The 26,379-nt window shown below is 36.0% G+C and carries 25 protein-coding genes; 20 read left to right on the forward strand and 5 right to left on the reverse strand.

Going from position 1 to position 26,379, the window contains the following annotated elements; translation table 11 throughout:
* Window positions 1-46: 46 nt before the first annotated feature.
* The gene (locus L1I30_RS10025) at window positions 47-694 is read right to left on the reverse strand and encodes a hypothetical protein (protein ID WP_236134153.1); all 648 of its coding nucleotides are present in this window, start codon (window positions 692-694) and stop codon (window positions 47-49) included.
* Between the two features lie 87 nt (window positions 695-781).
* Between L1I30_RS10025 and rsgA the strand changes: the two genes are divergently transcribed.
* The 14 genes from rsgA to dnaG all read left to right on the forward strand — a co-directional run bounded on the left by rsgA (window position 782) and on the right by dnaG (window position 16,133).
* Window positions 782-1,735: a ribosome small subunit-dependent GTPase A gene (rsgA, locus tag L1I30_RS10030; RefSeq protein ID WP_236134154.1), complete on the forward strand. Its 954-nt coding sequence runs from the start codon at window positions 782-784 to the stop codon at window positions 1,733-1,735.
* A 2-nt stretch (window positions 1,736-1,737) separates the two neighbouring features.
* Complete coding sequence (gene dtd / locus L1I30_RS10035) at window positions 1,738-2,190, forward strand: D-aminoacyl-tRNA deacylase (protein ID WP_236134155.1); 453 nt, start codon at window positions 1,738-1,740, stop codon at window positions 2,188-2,190.
* Window positions 2,191-2,240: 50 nt separating this feature from the next.
* Window positions 2,241-4,151, forward strand: a complete 1,911-nt coding sequence (locus tag L1I30_RS10040) for a DUF3858 domain-containing protein (RefSeq protein ID WP_236134156.1) — start codon at window positions 2,241-2,243, stop codon at window positions 4,149-4,151.
* A 6-nt stretch (window positions 4,152-4,157) separates the two neighbouring features.
* Window positions 4,158-6,206 carry a DUF3858 domain-containing protein gene (locus tag L1I30_RS10045; protein ID WP_236134157.1) on the forward strand — a complete coding sequence of 683 codons (2,049 nt, stop codon included), beginning with the start codon at window positions 4,158-4,160 and terminating at the stop codon, window positions 6,204-6,206.
* A complete protein-coding gene (locus tag L1I30_RS10050) occupies window positions 6,172-6,498 on the forward strand; it encodes a nucleotide pyrophosphohydrolase (protein ID WP_236134158.1) in 327 nt (108 codons plus the stop codon). The genes L1I30_RS10045 and L1I30_RS10050 overlap by 35 nt, the downstream gene beginning before the upstream one ends.
* A 3-nt stretch (window positions 6,499-6,501) precedes the next feature.
* A complete protein-coding gene (locus tag L1I30_RS10055) occupies window positions 6,502-6,762 on the forward strand; it encodes a hypothetical protein (RefSeq protein ID WP_236134159.1) in 261 nt (86 codons plus the stop codon).
* 44 nt (window positions 6,763-6,806) lie between these two features.
* The gene (gene aroA / locus L1I30_RS10060; protein WP_236134160.1) at window positions 6,807-8,036 is read left to right on the forward strand and encodes a 3-phosphoshikimate 1-carboxyvinyltransferase; all 1,230 of its coding nucleotides are present in this window, start codon (window positions 6,807-6,809) and stop codon (window positions 8,034-8,036) included.
* Between the two features lie 79 nt (window positions 8,037-8,115).
* Window positions 8,116-9,171 carry a tRNA preQ1(34) S-adenosylmethionine ribosyltransferase-isomerase QueA gene (gene queA, locus L1I30_RS10065; protein WP_236134161.1) on the forward strand — a complete coding sequence of 352 codons (1,056 nt, stop codon included), beginning with the start codon at window positions 8,116-8,118 and terminating at the stop codon, window positions 9,169-9,171.
* A gap of 150 nt (window positions 9,172-9,321) precedes the next feature.
* Window positions 9,322-10,365: a dual-specificity RNA methyltransferase RlmN gene (rlmN, locus tag L1I30_RS10070; RefSeq protein WP_236134162.1), complete on the forward strand. Its 1,044-nt coding sequence runs from the start codon at window positions 9,322-9,324 to the stop codon at window positions 10,363-10,365.
* 50 nt (window positions 10,366-10,415) lie between these two features.
* Window positions 10,416-11,393: a polyprenyl synthetase family protein gene (locus L1I30_RS10075; protein WP_236134163.1), complete on the forward strand. Its 978-nt coding sequence runs from the start codon at window positions 10,416-10,418 to the stop codon at window positions 11,391-11,393.
* Between the two features lie 182 nt (window positions 11,394-11,575).
* A complete protein-coding gene (locus L1I30_RS10080; protein ID WP_236134164.1) occupies window positions 11,576-12,139 on the forward strand; it encodes an RNA polymerase sigma factor in 564 nt (187 codons plus the stop codon).
* Window positions 12,126-12,881 (forward strand): hypothetical protein, encoded by a 756-nt coding sequence (locus L1I30_RS10085; RefSeq protein WP_236134165.1) that lies wholly within the window; start codon window positions 12,126-12,128, stop codon window positions 12,879-12,881. The genes L1I30_RS10080 and L1I30_RS10085 overlap by 14 nt, the downstream gene beginning before the upstream one ends.
* Before the next feature lie 142 nt (window positions 12,882-13,023).
* Window positions 13,024-14,061 carry a coiled-coil domain-containing protein gene (locus L1I30_RS10090; protein WP_236134166.1) on the forward strand — a complete coding sequence of 346 codons (1,038 nt, stop codon included), beginning with the start codon at window positions 13,024-13,026 and terminating at the stop codon, window positions 14,059-14,061.
* A 113-nt stretch (window positions 14,062-14,174) separates the two neighbouring features.
* A complete protein-coding gene (gene dnaG, locus L1I30_RS10095) occupies window positions 14,175-16,133 on the forward strand; it encodes a DNA primase (protein ID WP_236134167.1) in 1,959 nt (652 codons plus the stop codon).
* On the opposite strand, the gene L1I30_RS10100 is transcribed toward dnaG, so the two are convergent.
* Together L1I30_RS10100 and nadE are read right to left on the reverse strand one after the other, a co-directional pair.
* Window positions 16,126-16,764, reverse strand: coding sequence for a response regulator (locus L1I30_RS10100; protein ID WP_236134168.1), 639 nt, complete (start codon window positions 16,762-16,764; stop codon window positions 16,126-16,128). The genes dnaG and L1I30_RS10100 overlap by 8 nt on opposite strands.
* Window positions 16,765-16,896: 132 nt before the next feature.
* Window positions 16,897-17,688 (reverse strand): NAD(+) synthase, encoded by a 792-nt coding sequence (gene nadE, locus L1I30_RS10105; RefSeq protein ID WP_236134169.1) that lies wholly within the window; start codon window positions 17,686-17,688, stop codon window positions 16,897-16,899.
* A gap of 104 nt (window positions 17,689-17,792) precedes the next feature.
* On the opposite strand from nadE, the gene gldB reads away from it, so the two are divergent.
* Window positions 17,793-18,752, forward strand: coding sequence for a gliding motility lipoprotein GldB (gene gldB / locus L1I30_RS10110; protein ID WP_236134170.1), 960 nt, complete (start codon window positions 17,793-17,795; stop codon window positions 18,750-18,752).
* Window positions 18,752-19,087, forward strand: a complete 336-nt coding sequence (gldC, locus tag L1I30_RS10115; RefSeq protein WP_236134171.1) for a gliding motility protein GldC — start codon at window positions 18,752-18,754, stop codon at window positions 19,085-19,087. Before gldB ends, gldC begins: the two co-directional genes overlap by 1 nt.
* 71 nt (window positions 19,088-19,158) lie before the next feature.
* Here gldC and rho read toward each other — a convergent pair whose 3' ends face one another.
* Window positions 19,159-20,904 carry a transcription termination factor Rho gene (gene rho / locus L1I30_RS10120; RefSeq protein WP_236134172.1) on the reverse strand — a complete coding sequence of 582 codons (1,746 nt, stop codon included), beginning with the start codon at window positions 20,902-20,904 and terminating at the stop codon, window positions 19,159-19,161.
* Between the two features lie 196 nt (window positions 20,905-21,100).
* Here rho and L1I30_RS10125 point away from each other — a divergent pair, with 196 nt between their 5' ends.
* The gene (locus tag L1I30_RS10125; protein WP_236134173.1) at window positions 21,101-21,511 is read left to right on the forward strand and encodes a DUF4293 domain-containing protein; all 411 of its coding nucleotides are present in this window, start codon (window positions 21,101-21,103) and stop codon (window positions 21,509-21,511) included.
* Window positions 21,512-21,604: 93 nt separating this feature from the next.
* Here L1I30_RS10125 and L1I30_RS10130 read toward each other — a convergent pair whose 3' ends face one another.
* On the reverse strand, window positions 21,605-22,093 hold the full coding sequence (locus L1I30_RS10130; RefSeq protein WP_236134174.1) for a metallophosphoesterase family protein: 489 nt from the start codon (window positions 22,091-22,093) through the stop codon (window positions 21,605-21,607).
* Between the two features lie 113 nt (window positions 22,094-22,206).
* Between L1I30_RS10130 and truA the strand changes: the two genes are divergently transcribed.
* From truA to L1I30_RS10145, 3 genes are all read left to right on the forward strand, one after another.
* Entirely contained in the window at window positions 22,207-22,953 is a 747-nt protein-coding gene (truA, locus tag L1I30_RS10135; protein WP_236134175.1) for a tRNA pseudouridine(38-40) synthase TruA, read from the forward strand.
* The gene (locus L1I30_RS10140) at window positions 22,954-24,723 is read left to right on the forward strand and encodes an ABC transporter ATP-binding protein (protein ID WP_236134176.1); all 1,770 of its coding nucleotides are present in this window, start codon (window positions 22,954-22,956) and stop codon (window positions 24,721-24,723) included.
* Window positions 24,724-25,022: 299 nt separating this feature from the next.
* Complete coding sequence (locus L1I30_RS10145) at window positions 25,023-26,336, forward strand: OmpP1/FadL family transporter (RefSeq protein WP_236134177.1); 1,314 nt, start codon at window positions 25,023-25,025, stop codon at window positions 26,334-26,336.
* Window positions 26,337-26,379 lie beyond the last annotated feature (43 nt).

Genomic DNA, 26,379 nt, shown 5'->3' on the forward strand with positions numbered 1-26,379 from the left:
TCAACATATTTATGTGAGGTTTTTTTATTTACAATAATCGAAAACATTATTTGGTGTATGCCAAACGCCTGGAAGCTTTTCTCATTAGAGTGTTTATAAGAGAATCGGTGCTGCTTCCTAGACCTCCAGAAACGCGCTTGTTGTAGTTCCAAAGTAACTCTCCATTTGCTGCGTTATTTACGCTCATATTAATTGTGGCAGAATTGGTACTTCCCCAAAAACCTACAAGCAGTCCTAGCGCGATTGAAGCTCCATCAGACATTGGTTTATCTGTTTCAAACGTCCCCGTAATAATTGCATCAACTTCTAAAAGCTCGGCAAGTTCTTCGGGGGTATATAAAGAAAGCTTTTCCATTTCATTTTTACTTAATAAGGCATTGGTCTTTTTAGGGTCCTGAACACTAATAGTTAGAGATCCTCTTTTTTGTCTTTGTAAAAACCAGGTATACATAGATTGCTGTATAGCTAAACCTTCACTTTTCTCCATATCCAAAAGCTGCTCCGGAGTAATATCTTTCATTTGTTTAGGTCTTAAGGTAACCTTGGCATCAAAAGGAAGGATTGCAATTATTGTATGTTCTTTAGCTAATTCTTCAAAATTAGGATGTTCAAAAAGGTTGGTTTGGGCATACCCCGTAACACTAGAAATAACAAATAATGTTGCAATGAATAATTTAAGTGTAGTTTTGTACATAATTGATGTTTTTTTGATTGTAAAATCAAATATATGTTAAAAAGGATTTAATAAAGAGTTGAATTTTAAGATTTTTTTAAGAACGATATGAAGGGTGTAGTCTACAAATCTACTGGGAGTTGGTACCTAGTAAAAACTGCTGAAGGAAAAGTTTATAATTGCCGGATTAAAGGTAAATTCCGAATGAAGGGAATTAAAAGCACTAACCCTGTGGCAGTTGGAGATAAGGTGGAATTTGATCTTGAAGAAACCGGAGATGATGTTTTTGGAGTAATAAAAACTATAGAAGAACGTGATAATTATATTATTAGAAAGTCGGTAAACCTTTCTAAGCAAACACATATTATTGCTTCCAATATAGATCAGGCTTTTCTATTAGTCACCCTAAATAATCCTCCTACCTTCACTACTTTTATTGATAGATTTCTGGTTACAGCTGAGGCCTATCATATAAAAACCATCTTATTATTCAATAAAATTGATACGTATACGCCTGAAGAAACCGATGAAATAAAATATCTGGCAGCACTCTATAGAAATATTGGCTACGAATGTATTGGGATTTCGGCTAAGACAGGAAAGAATATAGATAAGGTAAAGGAGATGATGATAGGAAAGACGAGTATGTTCTCAGGGCATAGTGGCACGGGAAAGTCTACTTTAATAAATGCCTTAGAGCCTTCTTTAGATCTTAAAACCTCTCAAATTAGTGCGCAACATAAACAAGGTCAACACACAACTACTTTTGCTGAAATGTACGATCTCTCTTTTGATGCACGAATAATTGATACGCCCGGTATTAAAGGATTTGGAGTGGTGGAGATGGAGAAGGAAGAGCTGGGAAATTATTTTCCTGAATTCTTTGCGGTAAAACAGGATTGTAAATTCCATAACTGTCTTCATATTGAAGAGCCAAAATGCGCTGTGAAAGAAGGTTTAGAAAATGGAACAATTGCCTGGTCCAGGTACAAGAGTTACCTGCAAATTATGTCGGGTGAAGATGAGCAGCAATACCGAGTTGATAATTATAGTGAGGAATAGGAATGAGAATAGTTTTGCAAAGAGTATCTCAAGCGTCTGTCACTATTGAAAATAAAATCAATTCAGAAATTGGGACAGGTGTGCTGCTTTTAGTTGGGATTGAAGAAAATGATACTTTAGAAGACATACAATGGCTTTGCGGGAAAGTTGTTAAAATGCGAATTTTTAATGATGAAGCAGGGGTAATGAATCGGTCGCTTCTTGATATAGAAGGAGAAGCTTTGGTAATTAGCCAGTTTACATTGTATGCCAGTACCAAAAAAGGAAATAGACCCAGCTATATTAAAGCTGCGAAACCAGAAGTTGCTATCCCTTTGTACGAGCAGTTTATAAATGAGTTAGAAACGATACTTCAAAAGAAGGTGGGTACTGGAATATTTGGTGCCGATATGAAAATTAGCTTAATAAACGATGGTCCGGTTACTATTTTAATTGATTCTAAAAATCGGGAATAATTTGCAAATTGTTAATTAAAGTCTAATTTTAGGAAAATTTTTTTACTAAAATGAGATTTAAATTCCTTTTTATTCTGCTAATAGCAGGATGCACTACTATTTCCTATAGTCAAGATATTCAATTTCCGATTTCTGAAATTCCATTAAAATTAATACTTAATGCCAACACCGTTTTAAGAGCGGAAGAGGTTGTTGTTGATATCGATGATCTAGACAAAATGACCATCCATAGCAAAAAGGTGATCACAGTTTTAAATTCTTCCGGAGACGATCAAGTTTCAACAGGGGAGTATTACGATGAGAATTCCAGGATTAAAAAGCAAAAAGTTGTAGTTTACAATGCTAAGGGTGAGAAGATTAAGGAGTTTAAGCAAAGAGATTTTAAAGATGTTAGTGGGGTAAGTTCTAACGATCTGTATAGTGATAATAGAATTAGTTACCTAGATTATACTCCTTTAGAATATCCATATACCATAGAGTATAATAGTGAGATACTTACCAATAGTACCGTTTTTATACGTTCATGGACACCAATTGATAATTACTACCAGAGTGTCCAGTTTTCCTCTTACAAAATTAATAATCCCAAAAACATAGCCTTAAGAGTTAAAGAAGAAAATCTGGGCGATACCATAACCAGCTCCACTTCTAATTATAATGTTCATTATGAAGTTAGGAACTTAGCAGCTTATGAGGCTGAAGATTTAAGCCCTTCTTTAAAGAGCATTACTCCAAAAGTGAAAGTCGCCCTTAATCAGTTTTCCTTAGTGGGAGTAACGGGGGAAGCAGAAAATTGGTCAGATTTCGGAAAGTGGCAGTATGAAAATTTATTGAAGCACAGAAATCAACTTTCCGGCAAAACTATTTCAGATATAAATATGCTTACTAAAGGTGTAATAGACACACTTGAAAAAGCAAGGATCATTTATCAGTATGTTCAAAATAAAACCAGATATATCAGCATTCAGTTAGGAATTGGTGGGTGGATGCCAATGCTCGCCATGGAAGTTGACGATCTGGGTTATGGAGATTGCAAAGCACTCACCAATTACACAAAATCTATTCTGGAAAGTCAGGGAATCACTTCGTATTACACAGTGGTATATGCAGGCGAGGAGAAACGCGATATTGATGCAGACTTCGCTTCCATGCAGGGAAACCATGTTATATTGAATATTCCGCAGGAAAATGAAGATGTATGGCTGGAATGTACCAGCCAAACGCACCCTTTTAATTATCTGGGTGATTTTACAGATAACAGGAATGTGCTTCTTGTAAAGCCCACTGGTGGAGAGATTGTTAAAACTAAGAAGTATAATACCGAAGAGAATATTACTAAAACTCTAGCTACTATTACTTTAGAAAAAGATGGGCTTTTTACTGCAGAAGGAAGTAGAAATACTTTCGGGGTGGAATATGGAAATTATTATGGCTTACAGCAAATTACTGAAAAAAGACAGAAAACCTATTATAAGAATTTGCTAGGGCATTTAAAATACCTTGAAATTAAAGCGATCAATTTTAAGAATCATAAAAAAGAAAGGAGTTTTGAAGAAAATTTGAAGCTCTCAGGATCCCATTTTGGAACCAATGCAGGCTCGCGTATTCTGGTTCCTTTAAGCATTTTTAAAGTTGAAACGGAAAATGCACCGAGATATAGCACCAGACAGTACCCCTTGGAAATTTCACGAGGTAAGACGGTAATCGATGAATTTACAATAGAATTACCTGAGAATTACGGAATTGAAACACTTCCACAATCGAAGGAGATTGAAAACCAATTTGGTAGTTATAGTTTTAAGGTAGAACCTCAAGATCTAAATAAAATAAAAGTTTCCAGAAAGTACGTATTAAGAGATGGGGTATGGAAAAAAGAGGAATACGAAGCTTTCCGAGAATTCATGAATCAAGTAAACGTATATAATAATCAAAAAGCAGTTATAACAGTTATCAATAAATAATTCCCCATGAAAAAAATCTACTTAAGTTATTGTTTAATACTAGTTGCTCTTACCAGTAATGCACAGGATTTCCGTTATGGAAAGGTTTCCGAAGAGGAGGTGAAATCCACTTCTTTTGAAGCTGATCCGGAAGCGAATGCAGTTGTACTATATAGAGAACAAAACCTGTCTTATGAATTCTCCAAAGAAAAAGGTTTTGAACTGGTAGAGGAAATATATGAGCGCGTAAAGATTTACAATAAGGAAGGCTTCGATTGGGCTACCAGAGATATTGAAGTCTATGTCTCTGGAAATAGCAAGGAGAAAATAACGGGCTTAAAAGGAGAAACCTATAATATGGTAGACGGAAAACTGCGTTCGGTCAAGCTGGATAAGGATGGTATTTTTGAAGAAGAAGTCAACAAATATCGTAATAAGGTGAAATTTACCATGCCGGCGATACAGGAAGGGAGCGTAATAGAATTTAAATATACCAGAATATCCCCATTTATTACTTCTATAGATGATATACCATTACAATATACCATTCCTATTCAAAAATTGAATTTTGAGGTGTCAATTCCTGAATATTATAAATTCAATACTCATTTCAATGCAAGAAGTACTATTGCTTATAATTTGGATAAAAAATCTGGTAGAGGAAGTTTCACGATTACCGAAGTGAATAGAAGTGGTGGGAAAGTTGTCTCACATTCTACAAGTAGACAAAAAGTAGATTATAAAGAAGAGATCTATGAGATAAATAAAGAAAATATTCCAGCTTTAAAAAGTGAGCCTTTTTTGGATAATCTTAATAATTATGCCGGGTTTCTTAAAATGGAATTAGTATATATAAAGTATCCTAACTCTACCTTAGAAAATTATGCCGAAAGCTGGGAAAATGTAGTTCACAAGATCAATTTAGCTTCTGGTTTTGGAGGTCAATTAGATAAGACAGGCTATTTTGATGATGATCTTAAAACGGTTTTGGCAGGTAAAATAGGAGACAGGGAAAAAACGATTGCAATCCTCGATTTTATCAAGTCTAAAGTTAAATGGAACGATTACTTGGGATATTACGCTGAAAATGGAGTGAAAGACGCCTATAAAGATGGGGTTGGTAATGTTGGAGATATAAATTTGATGTTAACTGCAATGCTACGTTATGCCGGCCTAGATGCCAACCCGGTTTTACTAAGTACCAGGAATAATGGAGTTCCGGTTTATCCAACCAGAAAAGGATTCAATTATGTAGTAGCATCTGTAAAGGTGAATGGCCAAATTCTATTGTTAGATGCTACCGATGAGAATTCAGAACCTAATATTTTGCCTCAACATGCTAGTAATTGGTTGGGTAGAATGGTGAAAAAGGATGGGACTTCCGAGTTAGTCGATCTAATGAATTCAGGTATTTCAGATTCAAAGCAAATATTAAAAATTGAGTTTGAAGATAATTTAGACATTTCGGGAAGTTTTACAAAAATCGACAATGGGCATTTCGCAAAGGAATTTCGAGACACGTATTCAGAAATGAGCTCGGATGATTTTCTTAAAGAACTGGAAGAAGGAAAAGGTGACATTATTATTCAGGATGTTGAGGTAGAAAACAGAGATGCACTTTATGAAGATCTCACACAGAAATATCATTTTACACTTAAAAATGGAATTGAAAAAATCAATGAGAATATTTATATGAAACCCATGTTCTTTCTCGCTCAAAACAATAATCCATTCAAAGCAGAAGAAAGACTTTACCCAATCTTTTTCAAATATCCCTCGATGGAGTCGAAAACAGTTTATATTAAGGTGCCTGATAATTATGAGGTAACATCTTTGCCTGAAAGTAAAATGATTGAGCTAAATGGGGGGCAAGGATTATATAAATTCATAATTTTGCAAAGTGGAAATTATATCAGGATAACTTCAGAATTACACATGAACTCTGTGGTTTTTACAACAAATGATTATGAGTCTTTGAAAACATTTTACAGTGAAATGGTTTTAAAAAATTCAGAGACCATCGTATTAACTAAATTACAAGATGAAAATAAAGAACGCTCAACTGGAAGTAGATAACTGGATTAAGGAGCACGGGGTGCGCTATTTTAATGAGCTTACCAATATGGTCCAATTAACCGAAGAGGTAGGAGAGGTAGCTCGTATCATTGCTCGCCGATATGGGGAGCAAAGCGAAAAGGAAAGCGATAAGAATAAAGACTTGGGAGAAGAACTTGCAGATGTATTGTTTGTAGTGCTTTGTCTTGCCAATCAGACCGGGATAGATCTTCAGGATGCGTTTGATAAGAAATTGGATTTGAAGACCAAACGTGATCATGATAGACACCAAAATAACGAAAAACTGAAGTAGGCAATGTTCAAAGAAATTATCAATAATAAATCCTTCTGGAAATCGGTAGCTGGAATGGGCGTAGCTTTCGTTAGCATATATCTAATTGTGACAATACTTTTTTTCTACGGATTTAATTTTTCTGATTTTTATGATGAAAAACTGGCCGACGGGCAATGGGTGGGATTTGTAATTATATGTTTTTTATCGGCTTTAGTATATGGTTTTATAGTTTCTTTTGGACAGTTCATGTCTAAGATGAAAAAGGAGCAGAGAGACCAATAAAAAATCAGTAGTTTTGAATAAAGGTAACACCTAAGTCAAAATTCATGAACATTCAAATATCACATCCCGGAACTAAGTTATCGGGTGATCTGCAAATAACAGGCTCTAAAAGTGAATCTAATAGAGTACTTATTTTACAGGCAGTATATCCATCCATTAAGATAGAAAACCTGTCTAACAGTGATGATACCAAGGTGCTTAAAAAGGCTTTAAGCCAAGCCAGTGGTACAATAGATATACATCATGCCGGGACAGCAATGCGATTTTTAACCGCATACCTGGCCGTATATGAGGGAGGCAATTTTATTCTTACGGGGAGTGAGAGAATGAAGGAACGCCCAATTAAATTACTAGTGGACGCTCTAAGATCTATGGGTGCAAATATAGAATATGTAGTAAATGAAGGATTTCCTCCTTTGCGTATTCAAGGAAAGAAACTTACCTGTAATGAGGTGAAGTTAAAAGCAAATATTAGTAGTCAATATATCTCGGCTTTAATGCTTATCGCGCCATCCTTGCCAGAAGGTTTAGTTATCGATTTAGAGGGGCCATTAACATCGGCTCCCTACATCTCTATGACTATAGACATTCTTCAGCATTTTGGAATTGAAGCTAGGTTAGAACCACAGCGCATAGTAATAGAGCCAAGGGCAAAAGTTTTGAATAAAACCTTACATGTAGAGTCCGATTGGAGTTCGGCATCATATTTTTACAGCCTGGTAGCTTTAAGCGAAGATGCAGAGATCAAACTTTCCAATTATAGAAACGAAAGTTTGCAGGGAGATTCAAATGTAGCGAATATCTATAAGCAGTTGGGAGTTGAAACAACTTTCCATGAAAATGCTATCAGTTTGAAAAAGGTCTCTCATAAGAAACCGTTGCGGCTAGGGCTGGATCTTAAAAATACGCCAGATCTTGCTCAAACAATTGCCGTTACTTGCTTAGGTTTGGGAATAGAATGCAACTTAAGCGGACTTCATACTTTGAAAATAAAAGAGACTGATAGGCTTCAGGCACTTAAAAATGAAATGGAAAAGTTTGGAGCTACAGTAAATATTACTAACGATAATCTTCAATTACTGTCATGTGCCAGTTTAAAGGAGAATGTGCAGGTAGCTACTTACAATGATCATCGAATGGCCATGGCCTTTGCTCCCCTAGCTTTAAAAACCAGCTTACTGGTTAATGATGCCGAGGTGGTTTCGAAATCGTATCCCGAATTTTGGGAACATTTAAAAGCCTTGAAATTTGAGGTGAAACAGCATGATAACTAATCATTTATTAAATAAATAGGCATTTACTTGACAACCCCTATCTTGAGGTTGTATATTTGCAGCCTTTAAAAATTGAACTATGGGAATGAAACTTTCACAATTTGGTTTTGATCTGCCACCAGAACTTTTAGCCGAGTATCCTGCCGAAAACAGAGATGAAGCGCGCTTAATGGTTCTTAACAGAAAAGACCAGACAATTGAGCATAAATTATTCAAGGATCTTATGGATTATTTTGAACCGCACGATGTTATGGTTTTGAATAATACCAAAGTATTTCCTGCACGATTATACGGAAATAAGGAAAAAACAGGAGCGCGTATTGAAGTGTTTTTGTTAAGAGAACTTAATCCGGAAACAAAATTATGGGATGTACTTGTAGATCCTGCTAGAAAAATTAGAATTGGTAACAAGCTTTATTTTGGAGAAGATGAAAGCTTGGTAGCAGAAGTTATAGATAATACAACCTCTAGAGGTAGAACACTTCGTTTTTTATATGATGGTTCTTATCAGGAATTCAGAAAGAAATTACAGGAATTAGGTGAAACGCCGCTTCCTAAATATATTAAGAGAGAAGTACAGCCGGAAGATCAGGAAAGATATCAAACTATCTACGCCAAAAAGGAAGGTGCTGTAGCTGCTCCAACTGCAGGATTGCACTTTTCTAAACATTTACTGAAACGTTTAGAGATAAAAGGGATAGATTTTGCCGAAGTAACGCTACATGTTGGATTAGGAACTTTTAGCCCTGTTGAGGTTGAAGATCTTTCTAAACATAAAATGGACAGTGAAGAAGCATATATCGATTCTGCTGCAACTACTGTAATTAATAAAGCCATTGAAGAAAAAAGAAGAATTTGTGCCGTAGGAACAACTGTAATGAGAGTTCTTGAAAGTTCTGTTTCTTCTAATCATACTTTAAATGAATTTAGCGGATGGACCAATAAATTTATATTCCCTCCGTACGATTTCAGTATCGCAAATTGTATGATAACGAATTTCCATACTCCTAAGTCTACACTTATGATGATGGTATCTGCTTTTGCAGGTCATGATTTTATGAAGAAAGCGTATGCTGAAGCGATCAAGGAAAAATATAATTTCTATAGCTATGGAGATGCTATGTTAATTATCTAAACATATTCTTAGAATAATTTAAAACCACGAATTACAATTTGTAATTCGTGGTTTTTTTTTGAAACCATGTTGTATAGCCGGTTTTTCCATATTTAATTCTTCATTTTTAGTTTATTCTTTTAATCTTCTAATTCTTCTTACTTTTGCACTGTGAAAGATAAGAAGAAAGATATACGGGCTTTAACCAAACAGCAACTTCAGGACTTTTTTGTCGCTCAGGGCGATAAATCATTTCGTGGTTCTCAGGTTTATGAATGGCTATGGAGTAAGAGTGCGCATAGTTTTGAGGATATGACCAATATCTCTAAGGCTACACGCCAAATGATGGAAGAAAATTTTGTGATCAATCACATTCGCGTAGACCAAATGCAGCGTAGTAGCGATGGTACAATAAAAAATGCAGTTAAACTACATGATAACCTTACTGTAGAATCTGTTCTTATTCCTACACCTAAAAGAACTACCGCCTGCGTCTCTTCTCAGGTTGGATGTAGTTTGGATTGTAAATTTTGCGCTACTGCAACTCTAAAAAGAATGCGAAATCTGAATCCCGACGAGATCTACGATCAGGTAGTGGCTATAGATAATGAAAGTAGGTTGTATTTCGATAAACCTCTTTCAAACATTGTTTTCATGGGGATGGGAGAACCTCTTATGAACTATAATAATGTGATGAAGGCTGTAGAAAAGATCACTTCCAAAGAAGGTTTAGGAATGTCTTCTAAGCGAATTACCATTTCGACTTCCGGAGTTCCTAAAATGATCAAAAAACTGGCAGATGATGAAACCAAGATCAAATTGGCAGTTTCTTTACACTCTGCAATTGATGAAGTGAGAACCACCATCATGCCTTTTAATGAAACTTTCCCTTTAGCCGAACTACGTGAAGCATTAGAATATTGGTATGCTAAAACAAAGAGCCGGATCACGTACGAATATATTATCTGGGAAGGAATTAATGATACTCGTAAAGACGCTGAAGCGCTGGTGAAATTCTGTAAATATGTACCATGTAAAGTAAATATTATAGAGTATAATCCTATAGACGATGGTGTTTTTCAGCAAGCTTCTTCGGCAGCCACTGTTATGTATGAATCTATGCTGGAGCGTAACGGAATTACCGTAACAGTAAGAAGATCGAGAGGGAAAGATATTGATGCAGCTTGTGGGCAATTGGCAAATAAATCATCATAATAAATACAGACCTGTAAATAAGATAATCTTTAGCTATATTTGAAACCCTTATGAAGGTTATCTCACAAATAAAATTGCCGGTAGAGAAGGAAATGGAACTTTTTGAAAAAAAGTTCTTCGAATCCATGTCTTCTAAAGTAGCTTTACTTAACCGCATCACTCATTACATAGTAAATCGAAAAGGGAAGCAAATGCGACCTATGTTCGTGTTCTTGGTGGCTAAAATGGTATCGGAAGGAACTGTGAATGAACGTACTTATCGCGGAGCTTCAGTAATAGAACTTATTCATACAGCAACTTTAGTACATGATGATGTTGTAGACGATTCGAATAGAAGGCGTGGTTTTTTCAGTATTAATGCATTATGGAAAAATAAGATCGCCGTTTTAGTTGGAGATTATCTGCTTTCTAAAGGTTTATTACTTTCTATAGATAATAATGATTTCGATTTATTGAAGATCATTTCTGTGGCTGTTAAAGAAATGAGTGAAGGAGAATTACTTCAAATTGAAAAAGCCCGAAAACTCGATATTACCGAAGATATCTATTATGATATCATTCGCCAAAAAACCGCAACGCTTATTGCGGCTTGTTGTGCTTTAGGTGCAGCGTCTGTAAAACCAGATTCTGAAGAGATCGAAAAGATGAGAAGGTTTGGAGAGCTTATAGGGATGGCTTTCCAAATAAAAGATGACTTATTTGATTATGGTGGCGAAAAGATTGGAAAACCTACCGGCATTGATATTAAAGAGCAGAAAATGACCTTACCGCTTATCTATGCGCTCAATAATTCTGAACCAAAGGAAAAGAAGTGGATCATTAATTCAGTTAAAAACCATAATAAAGATAAAAAGCGTGTAAATGAAGTCATTTCGCTGGTAAAAGCTCGTGGCGGCTTAGATTACGCAGTGACTAAAATGAAGGAATTCCAGCAAGAAGCACTTTCTATATTAGGTAGTTACCCAAACTCTCCCTTTAAAGATTCACTTATTCTCATGGTGAATTACGTTATTGAACGTAAAAAATAATTTTTTAAGTTACCTCTGTTTTTTTTAAATGTCTTAAACCCTTGTAATATTTAGGCTACGAGTGTTTTTTTTGATTTTTATAAAAGAAATAATCAACTTTTTGGATAAAATAAAATACACCTAGGCAACCTTTTGTAACTTCTTTGCGTCTTTATATATAGAAGGCCTTTAATAGAAACTTAGTGAAAGTAATAGCTCTTTTTAAGGAGGAAACTCATTTAATTGACAGTGCTGCCAAGAATAACCGGCAGGCACAGCAGCAATTATATGATACTTATTCTGGAAAGATGCTGTCGGTTTGCAGAATGTATGTTAAAGATATACATCATGCCGAAGAAGTTATGTTGAATGGCTTTTTTAAGGTGTTCACACATCTCAATGATTTTAAGGGAGAAGGAAGCTTTGAAGGTTGGATTAGAAGAATCATGATTCGGGAATCGATCTCATTTCTAAGGAGCAAAAAACAGCTTGAATTTAGTGAAGAGGTCTTTGAAAAGAATGTGATGCACTCTAATAATGTGGTTTCACAACTGGAAGTAGATCACATACAGCAACTCATAGATGCTTTGCCCGAAGGCTATAAAGTGGTTTTTGTAATGTATGCCATTGAAGGTTATAAGCATCAGGAGATCGCTAATATGCTTAATATAACTGAGGGTACTTCAAAATCTCAATTATTTAAAGCTAGAAAGATACTGAAGGAAAAATTGGAATTAGAAAATAGTGCGGGTTATGGAATCAAATAAATTTGAAAATGCAGTGAAGCAGCAGCTTCAAGATCGAGAACTAACTCCTTCTGCCAATAGCTGGAATAAGTTGCAGGGAATGTTAGAAACTGAAGAAAAGAAAAAGCAGCCGAAACAGCGCATTTGGTGGCTTGGAATAGCTGCAACAATTTTAGCGGGAATCGTGGTGTTTAGTTTCTTCTTTAATAAAGTGGAACCAACTCCTCAGGTAGTGGAAACTCCGGTTGAAACTGTGCCCGAAACCCCCGTAAAAAAAGTTTCTGCTAATACCTTGTTAGTGTCTAAAGAAGAAATAGCAGTGGTTGAAGAGGCGAAAGTTTCAAAAGCAAATTCCATTAAGAAGAAGAATGAGGCGAAAACACCAATTACTGAAAGAGAACCTTTGTTGGCCTTGGTTGAAAGTGGTACACATTTAAAAGAAGCTAAGCCTTATCATCAAAATACCGATTCTATATTGCAAAATAGTTTGGAAAAAGCAGATCATGGACTCACAGAGAATGTTATTGAGACCAATAATACCGGAGATATTTCTGACGAAGAATTAGATATGTTACTGGCACAAGCGACTTCAAAAATAAAACAGGAACAAAATTTTAAACATCTGTTGAGTAAGGTTAACGCCAATAGTTTATTGGAAAATGCAGAAATGGAAATGGACGATTCATTTAGAGCAAAAGTCTTTGAAGTGCTTAAAGAACAATATTTAGCTGCTAAAACTGCAGTTACCACAAGAAATTATTAAGTGATAGAAACGCTTAAATCATAAAAAGTTTGAATTAGCCGAATTCATCAATCGTCTTTAAATAGACAAATCATTCATCAATCAAGTCCAAAAACTACCTCTCTTAAGGAGAGGTGGTGAGAGGACGTTAAAAACAATCATCATGAAGACAATTACTATTTATCTTACCCTTTTATTGTTGAGTATTGCAATGTACACCGCTCAAGCTCAAAATGATACTATTGCTAGCAAGGAATCGAGAATTCAAACTTTAAAGCAGAATATTATCGACGAGGAGAAAGCTGCATTAAAAATTAAACTAGAAGGGATCGAATACCGTTTAAAAAGAGAATACATCACCCAGGAAGAGGCAGATAAACTTAAGTCGGAAGCTGCAGAATATCATGCATTGAACATTGAGAATAGAATTGCTATCATGGAAAATGAAGCTGCTTTAAGACAACGAAAAGATGAAGAAGGAGGAGATTACATTGAGATTTTTGGCGATGGTAAGCTTATCCATTATTCACAAAGTAATCGCAAGATGAAGCGTCCTTACGACAGAAGAACTAGTAGTGATCTGGTATTGGCTGTGGGTCTTAATAATGCTATTTCTGATGAAAACTCTTTAGATGACTCCGATTTTAAACTGGCCGGTAGCAGGTTCTTTGAAATTGGTTGGGCGTGGAAAACGAGGGTTTTTGATAATTCGAACTGGCTTCGGGTAAAATATGGGTTTTCATTTCAATTCAATGGGTTGAAACCAACAGATAACAGATATTTTGTAGAGAATGGTGATCTTACTCAGTTAGAAGAATTTCCCCTAGATCTAAACAAGTCGAAATTTAGAATGGATAACTTGGTGATTCCTGTACATTTTGAATTTGGTCCCTCTGATAAGGATGAGCGAGAAGAATATTTCAGGTATTCTACGCACGATAAGTTTAAGATTGGAATTGGGGGATATGCGGGTATCAACATTGGGGAACGTCAAAAATTGAAATATAAAGAAGATGGCGATAAAGTGAAGGATAAATTAAAAGGTGACTATAATACAAATGATGTAGTCTACGGGTTAAGTAGTTACGTAAGTTTAGGGGGAGTGGCCCTATACGCTAAATATGATCTAAGCCCTATCTTTAAAGATCCTAATATTGAGCTAAGAAACATCTCTTTTGGACTAAGATTTGATATAGATTAATAACAATCTGCTAAGTTGTGAGAGAGAATAGTTTTCAGGATTCTGAAAATTGTTCTCTCTTTTTTTATTCTTACATTTGAAGATATCTTTCAATAATACATTTCCACAACACATTGATTTCAAAAAACACTATAGATCAGGTATTTGAGACCGCCCGGGTAGAAGAAGTTCTCGGAGATTTTGTGCAATTAAAAAAATCTGGTTCCAACTTTAAAGGTTTAAGCCCTTTTACCGATGAGCGTTCTCCTAGTTTTATGGTGTCTCCCGTAAAGCAGATATGGAAGGACTTTTCCAGCGGAAAGGGCGGCAATGTTGTTGCATTTTTAATGGAACATGAGCATTTTACTTATCCCGAAGCTATTAAGTATCTTGCCAAAAAGTATAATATTGAAATCGAGGAGACCGAACAATCTGACGAGCAAAAACAGCAGGCAGACGAGCGTGAAAGTATGTATCTCGTCTCTGAATTTGCTAGTAAATATTTTCAGAACACCCTTTTAAAAACTGAGCAAGGAAAAGCTATCGGTTTGAGCTACTTTAAAGAACGTGGCTTCACCGATGATACCATTAAAAAGTTTGAACTAGGATACTGTCTGGACGAGTGGGATGCCTTCACTTCTGAAGCGATAAGAAAAGGATATCAGCTCAACTTTTTGGAAAAAACAGGACTTACTATTGTTAAAGGTGAAAAGCAATTCGACAGATTTAAAGGTCGGGTAATGTTTCCTATTCACTCCATGTCTGGTAGAGTTTTAGGCTTTGGAGGAAGAATTCTTACCAACGATAAAAAGGCTGCTAAATATTTGAATTCTCCCGAAAGTGAACTTTACCACAAAAGTAAAGTTCTTTATGGAATTAATTACGCGAAGCAGGCGATTGCCAAGGAAGACAACTGTTATTTGGTAGAGGGGTATACCGATGTTATTCAGTTTCATCAAACCGGGATTGAAAATGTTGTTTCTTCTTCTGGAACGGCGCTTACCACAGAACAAATCAGGTTAATTAACAGACTTACCAAAAACATCACTGTACTCTTTGATGGCGATGCGGCGGGAATGCGTGCATCTATTCGAGGGATAGACCTTATTCTGGAACAAGGTATGAATGTGAAAGTTTGTATGTTTCCAGATGGTGAAGATCCGGATAGTTTTGCACGTAAGAATTCCTTAACCGAGTTACAAGAGTATTTAGAAGAAAATGCAAAAGATTTTATAGAATTCAAAGCTTCCTTACTATACCAAGATGCTAAGAATGATCCTGTGAAGAGGGCTACTCTAATTCAGGATATGGTGTCTAGCATAGCTAAAATACCTAATCAAATTCAGCAAGAAATATATATTCAGGAGTGTTCCCGAATCATGCATATTTCTGAAGAGGTATTGTTTTCAACACTTTCTCAAATCCTGGTAAAAGAGGGGAAGGCCACTCCTGCTGCTCCTTCTAAGCCTAAAGGTATGGAGGTTGTAAGAGAGCCTGAAATCCCTAAGACAAAAGTAGATGAGCAGTTTTTATTAGAGCGGAAGATAATTAGTCTTTTACTGCTATATGGAACAGTAGAAGAGGAGTTTGAAGATATGGTTTTAAAGGAGAATGAGAAAGGGGAGCTGGTAATGGAACCAGAATTACAGAAAGCTAAGGTATTTCAAAAAATATTTTTAGATCTCCAGGAGGATGAGGTAGCTTTTACCAACGGTCTTTTTCAGGAATTGTATACTATGGTAATTTCTACTTTAAATGAAGAAGGAGGGCTAAGTCTGGATGTTTTTGTAAACCAATTGAACTCAGAGCTTTCAGGAGAGGTTACTACAATTTTGATGGAGGAGGAGCAATATACGCTTCATGATTGGGAAAGAATGGAAATTATGGTAAAGACCAAAGACATGTCTGTTGCCCGATTAGTGGAAGAAACAATTTTAGCGTTGAGAAGATTTTTGATCAATCAGAAAATAGAAGAACTTTCTAATATCATTAAAGAAGCTGAAGAAGAAGATAGAATATCAGCTATTACAGATATTATGGATTATCAATCCTTGAAAATGCTCTTATCAAAAAAGCTGAATAGAGTTATGTAGTTCTAAGCTGTAAGAGTCGGGATTGATGAATTAAATCGGCCAGATTATCTACTTTTAATTTCTTCAGAAGTCGTGTTTTATATGTGCTTACTGTTTTCTCATTAATGTCCAGAGATTCGGCAATGTCTTTGTTTCTTTTTCCTGAGGAAAGTAAATTCAATACTTCGGCTTCTCTGGTAGAAAGTTTTTTAAACTTGGCAATTAACCCACTGTTACTTGATAGTCCGGAGTTTATTTTTTCTGAAATATTCTTATTCAAATAAATTCCTCCTCGCGCCACCTGATTGATGGCTGCTTGCAGTACCTGAGTGGAAGCTGTTTTTGAAAGGTATCCCGAGGCACCGGCTTTAATAGAACTTAAGGCATACATCTCTTCCGGATGACAACTTAAAATCAACATTTTTACTTTAGGAAATTCAGACTTTATATTTCTAAGTGCTAGAATACCGTCAATTTGCGGAAGATCTAATTCCATAATCAATACATCCGGAATTTGATTTCTTAGAAATTTATATAAATCATTTCCGTTGCTTACACTGCCCACAACTTGTAAATTGATGTTGTTATTGAACAATGAAGCTATTCCTTCCCGGGTTACAGGATGGTGATCTGCTAATAATACTGTGCTCATAAATCTTATTTAACACTAAAAAATTACGACAGTAGGGGATTAGGTAATTTAGCTGGTTATGAAAATGTTTATCTAAAATTAATCGATAAAATTTTCAATTTCGGTATAGATAAGATTTATTCGATAAAAAGATTATTTTTTAAGATGAACGGGAATGTTACACACAGGAATTGGAAGCATTTTATGTTGGTTAATAGTGTTTAAGCGCTTGTATATTTTGAAGACTTCCTGCTCTCTTCCTGTGAAGTGCGATGCGGTTTTATTCTGTTCGTCCATTATCATGGCCCACTCAAGCTCGTCGTAGCTAGCGCCTATCTGGTCTTCGTCGCTTCTGCCATCTCCAAAAAGTCCATCTGTAGGAGGAGCATTAAGAATTTCATTATTTACGTTTAAAAATCTTCCCAACTCATACACTTCACTTTTCATCAAATCGGCAATAGGACTAAGGTCTACCCCGCCATCACCATATTTAGAGTAAAATCCTACACCAAAATCTTCCACTTTGTTCCCCGTTCCAGCCACCAAATATCCATGAAGTCCTGCAAAATAATATAAGGTAGTCATTCTAAAGCGAGCCCGGGTATTGGCTAGCGATAAATGAAGGTTAGGATTTTCTTCGCCATCCGGAAGTGCTTTTTTAAAATCTTCAAAAGCGGAAGTAAGATCTACATGAAGGTTGGTAACATTGGCATAGTGTTCTTTAAGATAGTTGATATGTTTAAGACCTCTGCTTACCTGGTTGGGATCTTGGTGTATAGGCATTTCTAAACATAAGGTACGCATTCCGGTTTTGGCACAAAGAGCAGAAGTTACGGCAGAGTCTATTCCTCCACTAATTCCTACAACAAAACCATTTAAATTGGCAGAAGTTGCATATTCCTTTAACCAATTTACTATATGATCTACCACCTTTTCCGTTTGCATAATTTTTGGGTGTTTAAGTTTGTAAGTAATACCTTTGCAAACAAATTTAGCATATAAACTGAGTTATAAAAATTTCACCTCATAAAAGCTTTATAAAAACTCCTATGTTTAGAAAAATATGTTTCTTTCTAATTTTACTTTCTGTTTTCTCTTGTGAGAAAAAGTCGGAAGTTGAACGTGAGATCGAAAAAATTCCAATAGAATTCAATTTGGTGAGGTTTGATAAGGAGTTTGCGGCTGTAAATGCAGAGAAGTTACCTGCTCTAAAAAGCAAATATCCCTTTCTATTTCCTAGTAACTATCCTGATAGTTTATGGTTAGTAAAGATTAATGATAGCATCCAACAGGAATTAAATACGGAAGTTTTATCGGCGTTCCCTAATTTTGATAAGGAAGAAGAGGAGTTGCAATCGCTTTTTCAACATATAGAATATTACTTCCCTTCTTTTGAGAGCCCGGAAGTATTCACCATCACTTCGGAAGTAGATTATAAGAATAAAGTCTTATTAGCAAATAATTACCTGTTCATTTCATTAGATACTTATTTAGGAAAGGAACATCCATTTTATATGGGTATACAGGAATTCTTAAAGAAGAATTTTGAAAAAGATCAAATTTTGCCAGATGTTGCCAATGCATATGCAAAAAAATATGTGCCTCAACCTACCAGTAGAGTGTTTTTAGATCATATGTTATACTATGGGAAGATTCTTTATTTGAAAGATAAATGGCTTACAGAAACTCCCGACTTCAACAAGATTGGTTATACTTCAAAGGAAATGGACTGGGCAGTGGCTAATGAAGATCAAATATGGCGCTATTTTGTAGAGCGCAAGCTTATCTTCGATTCAGATACACAGTTATATACCAGGTTTTTATATCCTGCGCCCTTCTCTAAATTCTATTTAGAGCTGGATAATGAAGCACCGGCAATGCTGGGACAATTTATTGGGTGGCAGATCGTCCGGGCGTATATGGATAAAAATGATGTCGGGCTTCAGGAATTATTGGATACCGATGCGGAAACAATTTTTAATAAAGCAAATTATAAACCAAAGAAATAATGGCAGAATATAAAAAATCTGAAATAAATATAGAAGTGGTTCTAGATGAGAACCGAGTTCCGGAAGAGTTGTATTGGAGTGCAGAGGACGGAGACATTTACAAAGAGGAGGCGAAGGCAATGTTACTTTCTATGTGGGATAGTAAACAACAGGAAACTTTACGCATAGATTTATGGACGAAAGATATGCCTGTAGATGAAATGAAGAAATTCTTTCACCAGACCTTAGTGGCTATGAGCGATACTTTTAATAGAGCCACTCAGGATGAAAAAATGACGGCGACCATGAAGGATTTTTGCGATTATTTTGCAGAAAAGTTAGAATTAAAGAAGTAAGGAGTTTTTTAATAAAAAAAAGCCCGGTAATTTTAAATTACCGGGCTTTTTAATTTATAAAATGAGAGAATTTATCCGTTCATTGAAATTAAAAACTCTTCATTGTTTTTCGTTTGTTTGAATCTTTCGTTAATGAATTCCATAGCTTCTACAGGATTCATGTCTGAAAGATATTTTCTCATTACCCACATGCGTTGTAAAGTGTTATCGTCTAATAATAGATCGTCACGACGCGTGCTTGAAGAAGTAAGATCGATTGCAGGGAATATTCTTCGATTTGCAATTTTTCTATCCAATTGAAGTTCCATGTTACCAGTACCTTTAAATTCTTCAAAGATCACTTCATCCATTTTAGAACCGGTATCAGTTAAGGCTGTTGCGATAATAGACAAGGAACCACCGCCTTCAATATTACGCGCAGCTCCAAAGAAACGCTTAGGCTTATGTAATGCATTTGCATCTACACCACCACTTAATACTTTTCCACTGGCAGGTTGTACAGTGTTATATGCTCTGGCTAAACGAGTTATAGAATCAAGTAAGATAACTACATCATGTCCACATTCCACCATTCTCTTGGCTTTTTCCAAGACGATATTGGCAACTTTCACATGTTCGTGAGCTTCTCTGTCGAAAGTGGAAGCTACAACCTCTCCTTTTACATTACGCTGCATATCGGTCACCTCTTCCGGGCGTTCATCTATTAATAAGATGATCTGGTACACTTCAGGATGATTGGCTGCAATTGCATTGGCAATATCCTTAAGCAACATTGTTTTACCTGTTTTTGGCTGAGAAACAATCATTCCACGCTGTCCTTTCCCAATGGGAGAGAAAAGATCGATAATTCTGGTAGAAATAGTGCTCTGTCTTTCAGCTATATTGAATTTTTCATTCGGAAAAAGTGGAGTTAAATGCTCAAATGAGATTCTATCTCTAACTACCTGAGGATCTAAACCGTTGATTTTGCTGATCTTTATTAATGGAAAATATTTTTCACCTTCTTTAGGTGGTCTAATTTGTCCTAAAACAGTATCCCCGGTTTTAAGTCCGAATAACCTGATCTGAGATTGAGATACGTAAATATCATCAGGAGAAGAAAGGTAGTTGTAATCAGATGATCTCAGGAAACCATAGTTGTCCTGCATGATATCCAGTACTCCTTCGCTCTCAATAATAGCATCAAATTCATAATCCGGTTCACGATACCTGTTGCGGTTATCACGGTTGCCGTTGCTTTTTGAATCCGATTGTTTGCTGCCACGAGATTCTTTACGACTATCTCTAGGATTGCGTGGATTATCTTTATTAGAGTCTTTAGAAGAGTTTCCGTTGGCATCCTCTTTTCTGGAAGTATGAGGAGGTCTTGGGGTTGGACGTTTTTTATCGTCTCCCGATCTGTCACCTTCAGGCCGTTTCTTAGGATCTTCTGTTCTTTTTGAAGGGGGACGCTGTTGGTGTTCTCTTTTATTATCGGTTTTGGATTCTGCTGTTACATCAGGATTTTTCCTATCCTGTCTTGGTTTGTTTTGAGGAGAACCTATTTTTTTTGAAGGAGTTCTCTCTGGAGCAGATTGTTCTTTAGTTTTTTTAGAAGCTTCGTCTTTAGGAGTATTAGGGGGAGTTGTTGCCGCTGGCGCAGCTTTTTCTTCACTTAAAACCTCCTTAACTTTACCTGGGTTTGCAGCTTGATAATCTAATATTTGATATACCAGATCTAGTTTTTTAAGCGTGCGATATTTTGGAACATTTAAAGATTTAGCAATGTCCTGAAGCTCAGGCAGCTTCTTAGCTTTTAATTCTGAAATTTCAAACATGTATGAGTATGAATAAGTTTTGTGTTTGTTAAGTGTAAACTTCTCGAGGAAGAATCGAAAAAAAAAAGGAGACTTAAGTAACCTATATTGAAGTGGTTACGAATTCTTAATGCAATAATACAACTTTATTTTAAATTTTATGATAAGGTTTCTAAAAAGAAACTCTTATTTTTGCCCTCATAATTACCAATTTTACATGTTACAACGAATTCAAACCATTTATTTATTTATTGCTGCTTTACTTAGTGGTGTTTTAATATTTTTTGTTTCTTTGTGGAGTAATGAGGCTGGAGAACCTGTAATTGTACAGGATGTTTTACTGGCTTTCGCAATGTTCCTTGGTTCTGCAGCGTTATCGCTTATAACCATATTTTTATTTAAAAATAGAAAGCTTCAGTTTGTGCTGGGGCGTATCAATATATTATTAAACTTTTTTTTACTAGGAGTTTTCGTGTATTGGTCACTAACTGTACCTGGAGAGATGCAAATCTCTGAGAAAGGTATTGGGATGTTTATTCCTGTTCTTTCTATCGTTTTTTTAGTTTTAGCCAATAAGGCTATAAAAAAGGATGAAGATCTCGTAAAATCTGTAGACCGATTTCGTTAAACCTATTATCTTAGTGTTATTAGTGCGTAAAAAACCCAAAGTGAAAACTTTGGGTTTTTTTATTGTTAACTTTAACTATCAAATAAAAGATACTTATTCCAATTCTATAACTTCAAGGTCGTAGATGTTCTTGTCTTCAATTTTAAACCTTAGCATAGTTCTTTTTTTATGAAAGCCGTGTTTTCCTGCTGCGCCGGGATTCATGTGTAATAGCTTTAACTGTTTATCATTCATCACTTTTAAAATATGGGAATGACCGGAAATGAAAAGCTGTGGCGGATTTTTATAGATATCTTCTTTTACAGCCGGGGAGTATTTGCCGGGATATCCCCCAATATGTGTTATCCATACATCAACACCTTCACAAAAAAAACGGTTATTAAGTGGGAATTCCTTTCGTACTTCATGGTCATCAATATTTCCGAACACCGCTTTTAATGGCTTGATTTTCTTTAATTCATCAGTGACATTTATTTGTCCAATATCTCCGGCATGCCATATTTCATCTGCTTCGCCAGCATAATGTAAGATTCTGTCGTCAATATGGCTATGGGTGTCGCTTAATAATAATATTTTCTTCAAATCGGTATTAAAATTTATTTCATGAAACTTTTTAAATCTAGTTTGCCGCAGCTGTGAGGCTTATTAAGTTTGCCGTATCTTTGCGAACAATCACGTAAAAGTATCAATTTAGATTGAGATATTTTATAGAACTGGCTTATAACGGCAAGGCATATCATGGGTGGCAGAACCAGCCCGACGCTATTAGCGTACAGGAAACTTTGGAAAAAGCCTTGAATATTTCTCTACAGGAACATACTCCTGTAGTAGGAGCTGGAAGGACAGACGCCGGGGTTCATGCTACTAATTATTTGGCACATTTTGATTCTGGAAAACATATAGAAAAAGAGAAGTTTATATTTAAACTGAATTCTATTTTGCCAGATGATATTGCCGTGTATGATTTGTTTGAAGTTAACGACGAAGCTCATGCGCGTTTTGATGCCACAAGCCGAAGTTATGAATATCATGTGGTTCAAAAAAAGGATCCATTTGAATTTGAGACGGCTCATTACGTTAAGAATGAGTTGGATATAGAAAAGATGAATACCGCAGCACAACTTCTACTGCAGTATACAGATTTCAAATGTTTCTCAAAATCTAAGACTGATGTGAAAACCTATAATTGTAATATAGTTTCGGCATATTGGGAAAAGCGTGATAATAAATTGGTATTTCATATTACTGCAGATAGGTTCTTGCGTAATATGGTTCGGGCAATTGTAGGCACGTTACTTCAAATTGGCTTGGGGAAAATGCCGGAAGCCCGATTGCATGAAATTATTGCCAGTAGGGACAGACAAAATGCGGGAACTTCGGTGCCGGCAAAAGGTCTTTTTTTAACAAGAATTGAATATCCAACATCTATTTTAAATAAGTAAATGGCTTCAGCTTCAGGAAATGCTTTTGATTTTAGTCTGTTTAAAAGACTGATTAGATATACGAATCCTTATAAATGGACATTCTATTTTGTTGCCGTTGCAGCAATCTTGTTGTCCTTCTTCGCGGTGCTTAGACCGTATTTATTGCAGGTTACTATAGATGATTCTATCGTGCCTAAGGATAATGACAATCTTATATTTTACATCAGTATGATGTTGATTGCATTGTTCCTGGAAGTCATCTTTCAATTCCTTTTTATCTATTTCGCAAACTGGTTGGGGCAGGAAGTAATTCGGGATCTAAGAGTAAATCTCTTTGAGCATATGCTTCAATTCAAAATGAAGTATTACGATAAATCGGCTGTGGGAAGGTTGGTAACACGAGCGGTTAGCGATATTGAAACCATTGCAAGTATTTTTAGTGAAGGTTTGTTCATGATAGCCAGCGATCTTTTAAAGATGTTGGTAGTGTTAGGATTCATGTTTTATAACAGCTGGCAACTAACGCTGTTGGTGCTAACGGTACTTCCATTCATTCTATATGCAACAAGGGTTTTTCAAAAGAAGATGAAAATAGCTTTTGAAGATGTTCGAAATCAGGTAGCCAACCTCAATACTTTCGTGCAGGAACGTATCACGGGAATGAAGATCGTACAACTTTTTACTCGTGAAAAGGTAGAGTATGAGAATTTTAAGGAAATTAACGATAAACACCGTAAAGCCTGGGTGAAAACAGTGTGGTATAACTCTATCTTCTTTCCTATTGCTGAAATGTCTACTTCTATCACTATCGGTTTAATTGTGTGGTATGGAGGTTTGCGAGTAGTAGATAATGATGCGATTAGTTTAGGGATTATTATCATGTTTATAGAACTCTCACAAATGTTATTTCGCCCATTACGCCAGATTGCCGATAAATTTAATACCCTGCAAATGGGGATGGTAGCCGCAAACAGAGTTTTTGGGATCTTGGATACAGAATCTAGCATTCCTGATACTGGTACTGTAAAAATAGGGAAGCTAAAGGGGGCTATTGAATTTAAAGATGTTAGGTTTGGATATATTGAAGAGGAAGAGGTTTTAAAGGGCGTTTCTTTTAAAGCGAATACTGGTGAAACCATCGCGATTGTGGGGGCAACAGGAGCCGGAAAATCTACGATAATCAATTTGCTGAATCGTTTCTACGAAATTAACAGCGGCCAAATTCTGGTTGATGGAATAGATATTACAGATATTCCTTTAAAATCTTTACGTTCTGAAATTGCTGTAGTACTTCAAAATGTGTTCTTGTTTGCAGACACCATTGTGAATAATATTACCCTGAACCATCCCGAAATTACTGAGGAAGACGTGGTAAAGGCAGCAAAGGAAATTGGGATTCACGACTTTATAAATTCTCTTCCAAATGGCTATCATTATAATGTAAAAGAGCGTGGAGTGATGCTCTCCTCAGGGCAGCGACAATTGATCTCCTTTTTAAGAGCCTATGTAAGTAACCCTAGTATATTGGTGTTAGATGAAGCAACTTCTTCAGTAGATTCTTACAGCGAGCAGCTAATTCAAGATGCAACCGATAAAATTACTGAGGGGAGGACCTCAATAGTAATTGCTCACAGGCTTGCTACTATTAAAAAAGCAGACAAGATAATTGTAATGGATGCAGGTAGAATAGTAGAAATGGGAACTCATCGTGAATTATTAGCCGTAGAAAATGGATATTACAAGAATTTATACGAAGTTCAGTTTATGGCTGAGGAAAGTATGAGATAACTTTTACGAATTTCTCTTTACAAATTATTAATCGGGCTGCGATAGCTATCAATGCCCGACATCATTTATTTACATAATTTTTTTCTTCCCTGGAATAGTTGAACCTAGCTATTCCTGAATCAGAGTATTGGTTAATATGTTCAGTTTCTCTTTCTAATTAACCAAAATATAACCATCGTCATAATTGTAGAATATTACGGAAACTACCTTTGATAAAGGCTTTTAGCTTTCAATATAGCAGATTGAGAAGTGTATTACCTTCAATTTTTGCATCTAACTATTCTTTAAAATTTTCAATTATGAGAAATTTTTTAATAATCAGCAGTTTATTGCTTTTTTCGACCTTTGCATTTTCACAGGCAGGCCACATTATGCAGGGAGTAGGCGCAGTTAATATGTCTATGGGAGGTGCTTCTACAGCGCAACCACTCGATATTTCGGGGGCATTGCAATGGAATCCGGCAACTATTTCGGTTTTCAATGAAAATACCATCAAATTTGATTTGGGAATGTTTTTTTCTTCTCCAGAACTAAGTTCTACTGCACCCGAATTTGATGAGACCGGCAATCCCACCGGGAATTTCTTTAGTGGTTCCACTAAAGATGATAGAGGGGTTTCCCCGATGCCGGCATTAGCAATGGTTTGGGGTAAAGAAGATAGCAAACATACTTTTGGTGCTTTTTTGTTTGGTATTAGCGGATTTGGGGTTGATTTCCCTGAAAGTATGAGCAACCCAATAAACATGCCTCAAAGCATGGGTGGTTTTGGACATATTGAATCTGATTATATGCTCTTGCAAGGTGGTGTAACCTATGCCTATCAATTAACAGATAATTTAGCGATAGGTATAAATCCAACTATTAACTATGCAGCACTGGAATTATTACCTAATCCTACTGCGAATCCTACCATGGCTGGATATCCAGGAACCGATAGAGCATCGGCTATTGGGTTTGGAGGACAGATTGGATTATTTTATACTACAAAAACAGGATTCAAAGCCGGAGTTTCTTATAAAACCACACAGCATTTTAGTGACTTTGAATTTGATAATACTTATTTGGATAGTTCGACTTCATCAAATAAGTTTAATATGGATTATCCCTCCATACTCTCTTTTGGATTAGGGTATTCCTTGGGTAATATTGACCTAGCTTTAGATTATAGAATTGTAGATTATGAAAATACCGATGGCTTTTCTGAAACAGGTTGGACACAAACAGCCTCCGTAAAAGGATTTGGCTGGGAAAACATCTCTATTCTATCAGCTGGTATTCAATACAAAGGATTTGAAAAATTCCCTATACGATTAGGCTATACGTATAGTTCAAAGCCTATTAATGAAGATGTTGCATTCTTCAACATTCCCGCGACTGCAGTTATAAAACATGCTTTTCAGGCAGGCTTTAGCTATAAAGCTGGAAAGAACCTGTCTTTAGATGCTGTCTATCATCACGGGGCTAGTGATGGAACAACTTCCGGTCCCTTGCTTAATCCTGCCTTTATTCAGAACTACCCTCCTTACGGAGCTATCCCGGGTAGTGAGGTGGCCTATGATATGACTACAGATATGATAATGCTAGGTATTTCCTATACTTTTAATAAGCCATAAAAATTGAAAAGTAACTTTGAGCTATTATCTGCGTTTTCCTACT

This window comes from Gillisia lutea, assembly GCF_021568705.1.
Classification (GTDB): Bacteria; Bacteroidota; Bacteroidia; order Flavobacteriales; family Flavobacteriaceae; genus Gillisia; species Gillisia lutea.

Excerpts from the sequence above, each read along its gene's own strand:
- L1I30_RS10025 (WP_236134153.1), bottom strand. The coding sequence starts at position 694 with ATGTACAAAACTACACTTAAATTATTCATTGCAACATTATTTGTTATT.
- rsgA (WP_236134154.1), top strand. The coding sequence starts at position 782 with ATGAAGGGTGTAGTCTACAAATCTACTGGGAGTTGGTACCTAGTAAAA.
- dtd (WP_236134155.1), top strand. The coding sequence starts at position 1,738 with ATGAGAATAGTTTTGCAAAGAGTATCTCAAGCGTCTGTCACTATTGAA.
- L1I30_RS10040 (WP_236134156.1), top strand. The coding sequence starts at position 2,241 with ATGAGATTTAAATTCCTTTTTATTCTGCTAATAGCAGGATGCACTACT.
- L1I30_RS10045 (WP_236134157.1), top strand. The coding sequence starts at position 4,158 with ATGAAAAAAATCTACTTAAGTTATTGTTTAATACTAGTTGCTCTTACC.
- L1I30_RS10050 (WP_236134158.1), top strand. The coding sequence starts at position 6,172 with ATGAAAATAAAGAACGCTCAACTGGAAGTAGATAACTGGATTAAGGAG.
- L1I30_RS10055 (WP_236134159.1), top strand. The coding sequence starts at position 6,502 with ATGTTCAAAGAAATTATCAATAATAAATCCTTCTGGAAATCGGTAGCT.
- aroA (WP_236134160.1), top strand. The coding sequence starts at position 6,807 with ATGAACATTCAAATATCACATCCCGGAACTAAGTTATCGGGTGATCTG.
- queA (WP_236134161.1), top strand. The coding sequence starts at position 8,116 with ATGGGAATGAAACTTTCACAATTTGGTTTTGATCTGCCACCAGAACTT.
- L1I30_RS10075 (WP_236134163.1), top strand. The coding sequence starts at position 10,416 with ATGAAGGTTATCTCACAAATAAAATTGCCGGTAGAGAAGGAAATGGAA.
- L1I30_RS10085 (WP_236134165.1), top strand. The coding sequence starts at position 12,126 with ATGGAATCAAATAAATTTGAAAATGCAGTGAAGCAGCAGCTTCAAGAT.
- L1I30_RS10090 (WP_236134166.1), top strand. The coding sequence starts at position 13,024 with ATGAAGACAATTACTATTTATCTTACCCTTTTATTGTTGAGTATTGCA.
- L1I30_RS10100 (WP_236134168.1), bottom strand. The coding sequence starts at position 16,764 with ATGAGCACAGTATTATTAGCAGATCACCATCCTGTAACCCGGGAAGGA.
- nadE (WP_236134169.1), bottom strand. The coding sequence starts at position 17,688 with ATGCAAACGGAAAAGGTGGTAGATCATATAGTAAATTGGTTAAAGGAA.
- gldB (WP_236134170.1), top strand. The coding sequence starts at position 17,793 with ATGTTTAGAAAAATATGTTTCTTTCTAATTTTACTTTCTGTTTTCTCT.
- gldC (WP_236134171.1), top strand. The coding sequence starts at position 18,752 with ATGGCAGAATATAAAAAATCTGAAATAAATATAGAAGTGGTTCTAGAT.
- rho (WP_236134172.1), bottom strand. The coding sequence starts at position 20,904 with ATGTTTGAAATTTCAGAATTAAAAGCTAAGAAGCTGCCTGAGCTTCAG.
- L1I30_RS10125 (WP_236134173.1), top strand. The coding sequence starts at position 21,101 with ATGTTACAACGAATTCAAACCATTTATTTATTTATTGCTGCTTTACTT.
- L1I30_RS10140 (WP_236134176.1), top strand. The coding sequence starts at position 22,954 with ATGGCTTCAGCTTCAGGAAATGCTTTTGATTTTAGTCTGTTTAAAAGA.
- L1I30_RS10145 (WP_236134177.1), top strand. The coding sequence starts at position 25,023 with ATGAGAAATTTTTTAATAATCAGCAGTTTATTGCTTTTTTCGACCTTT.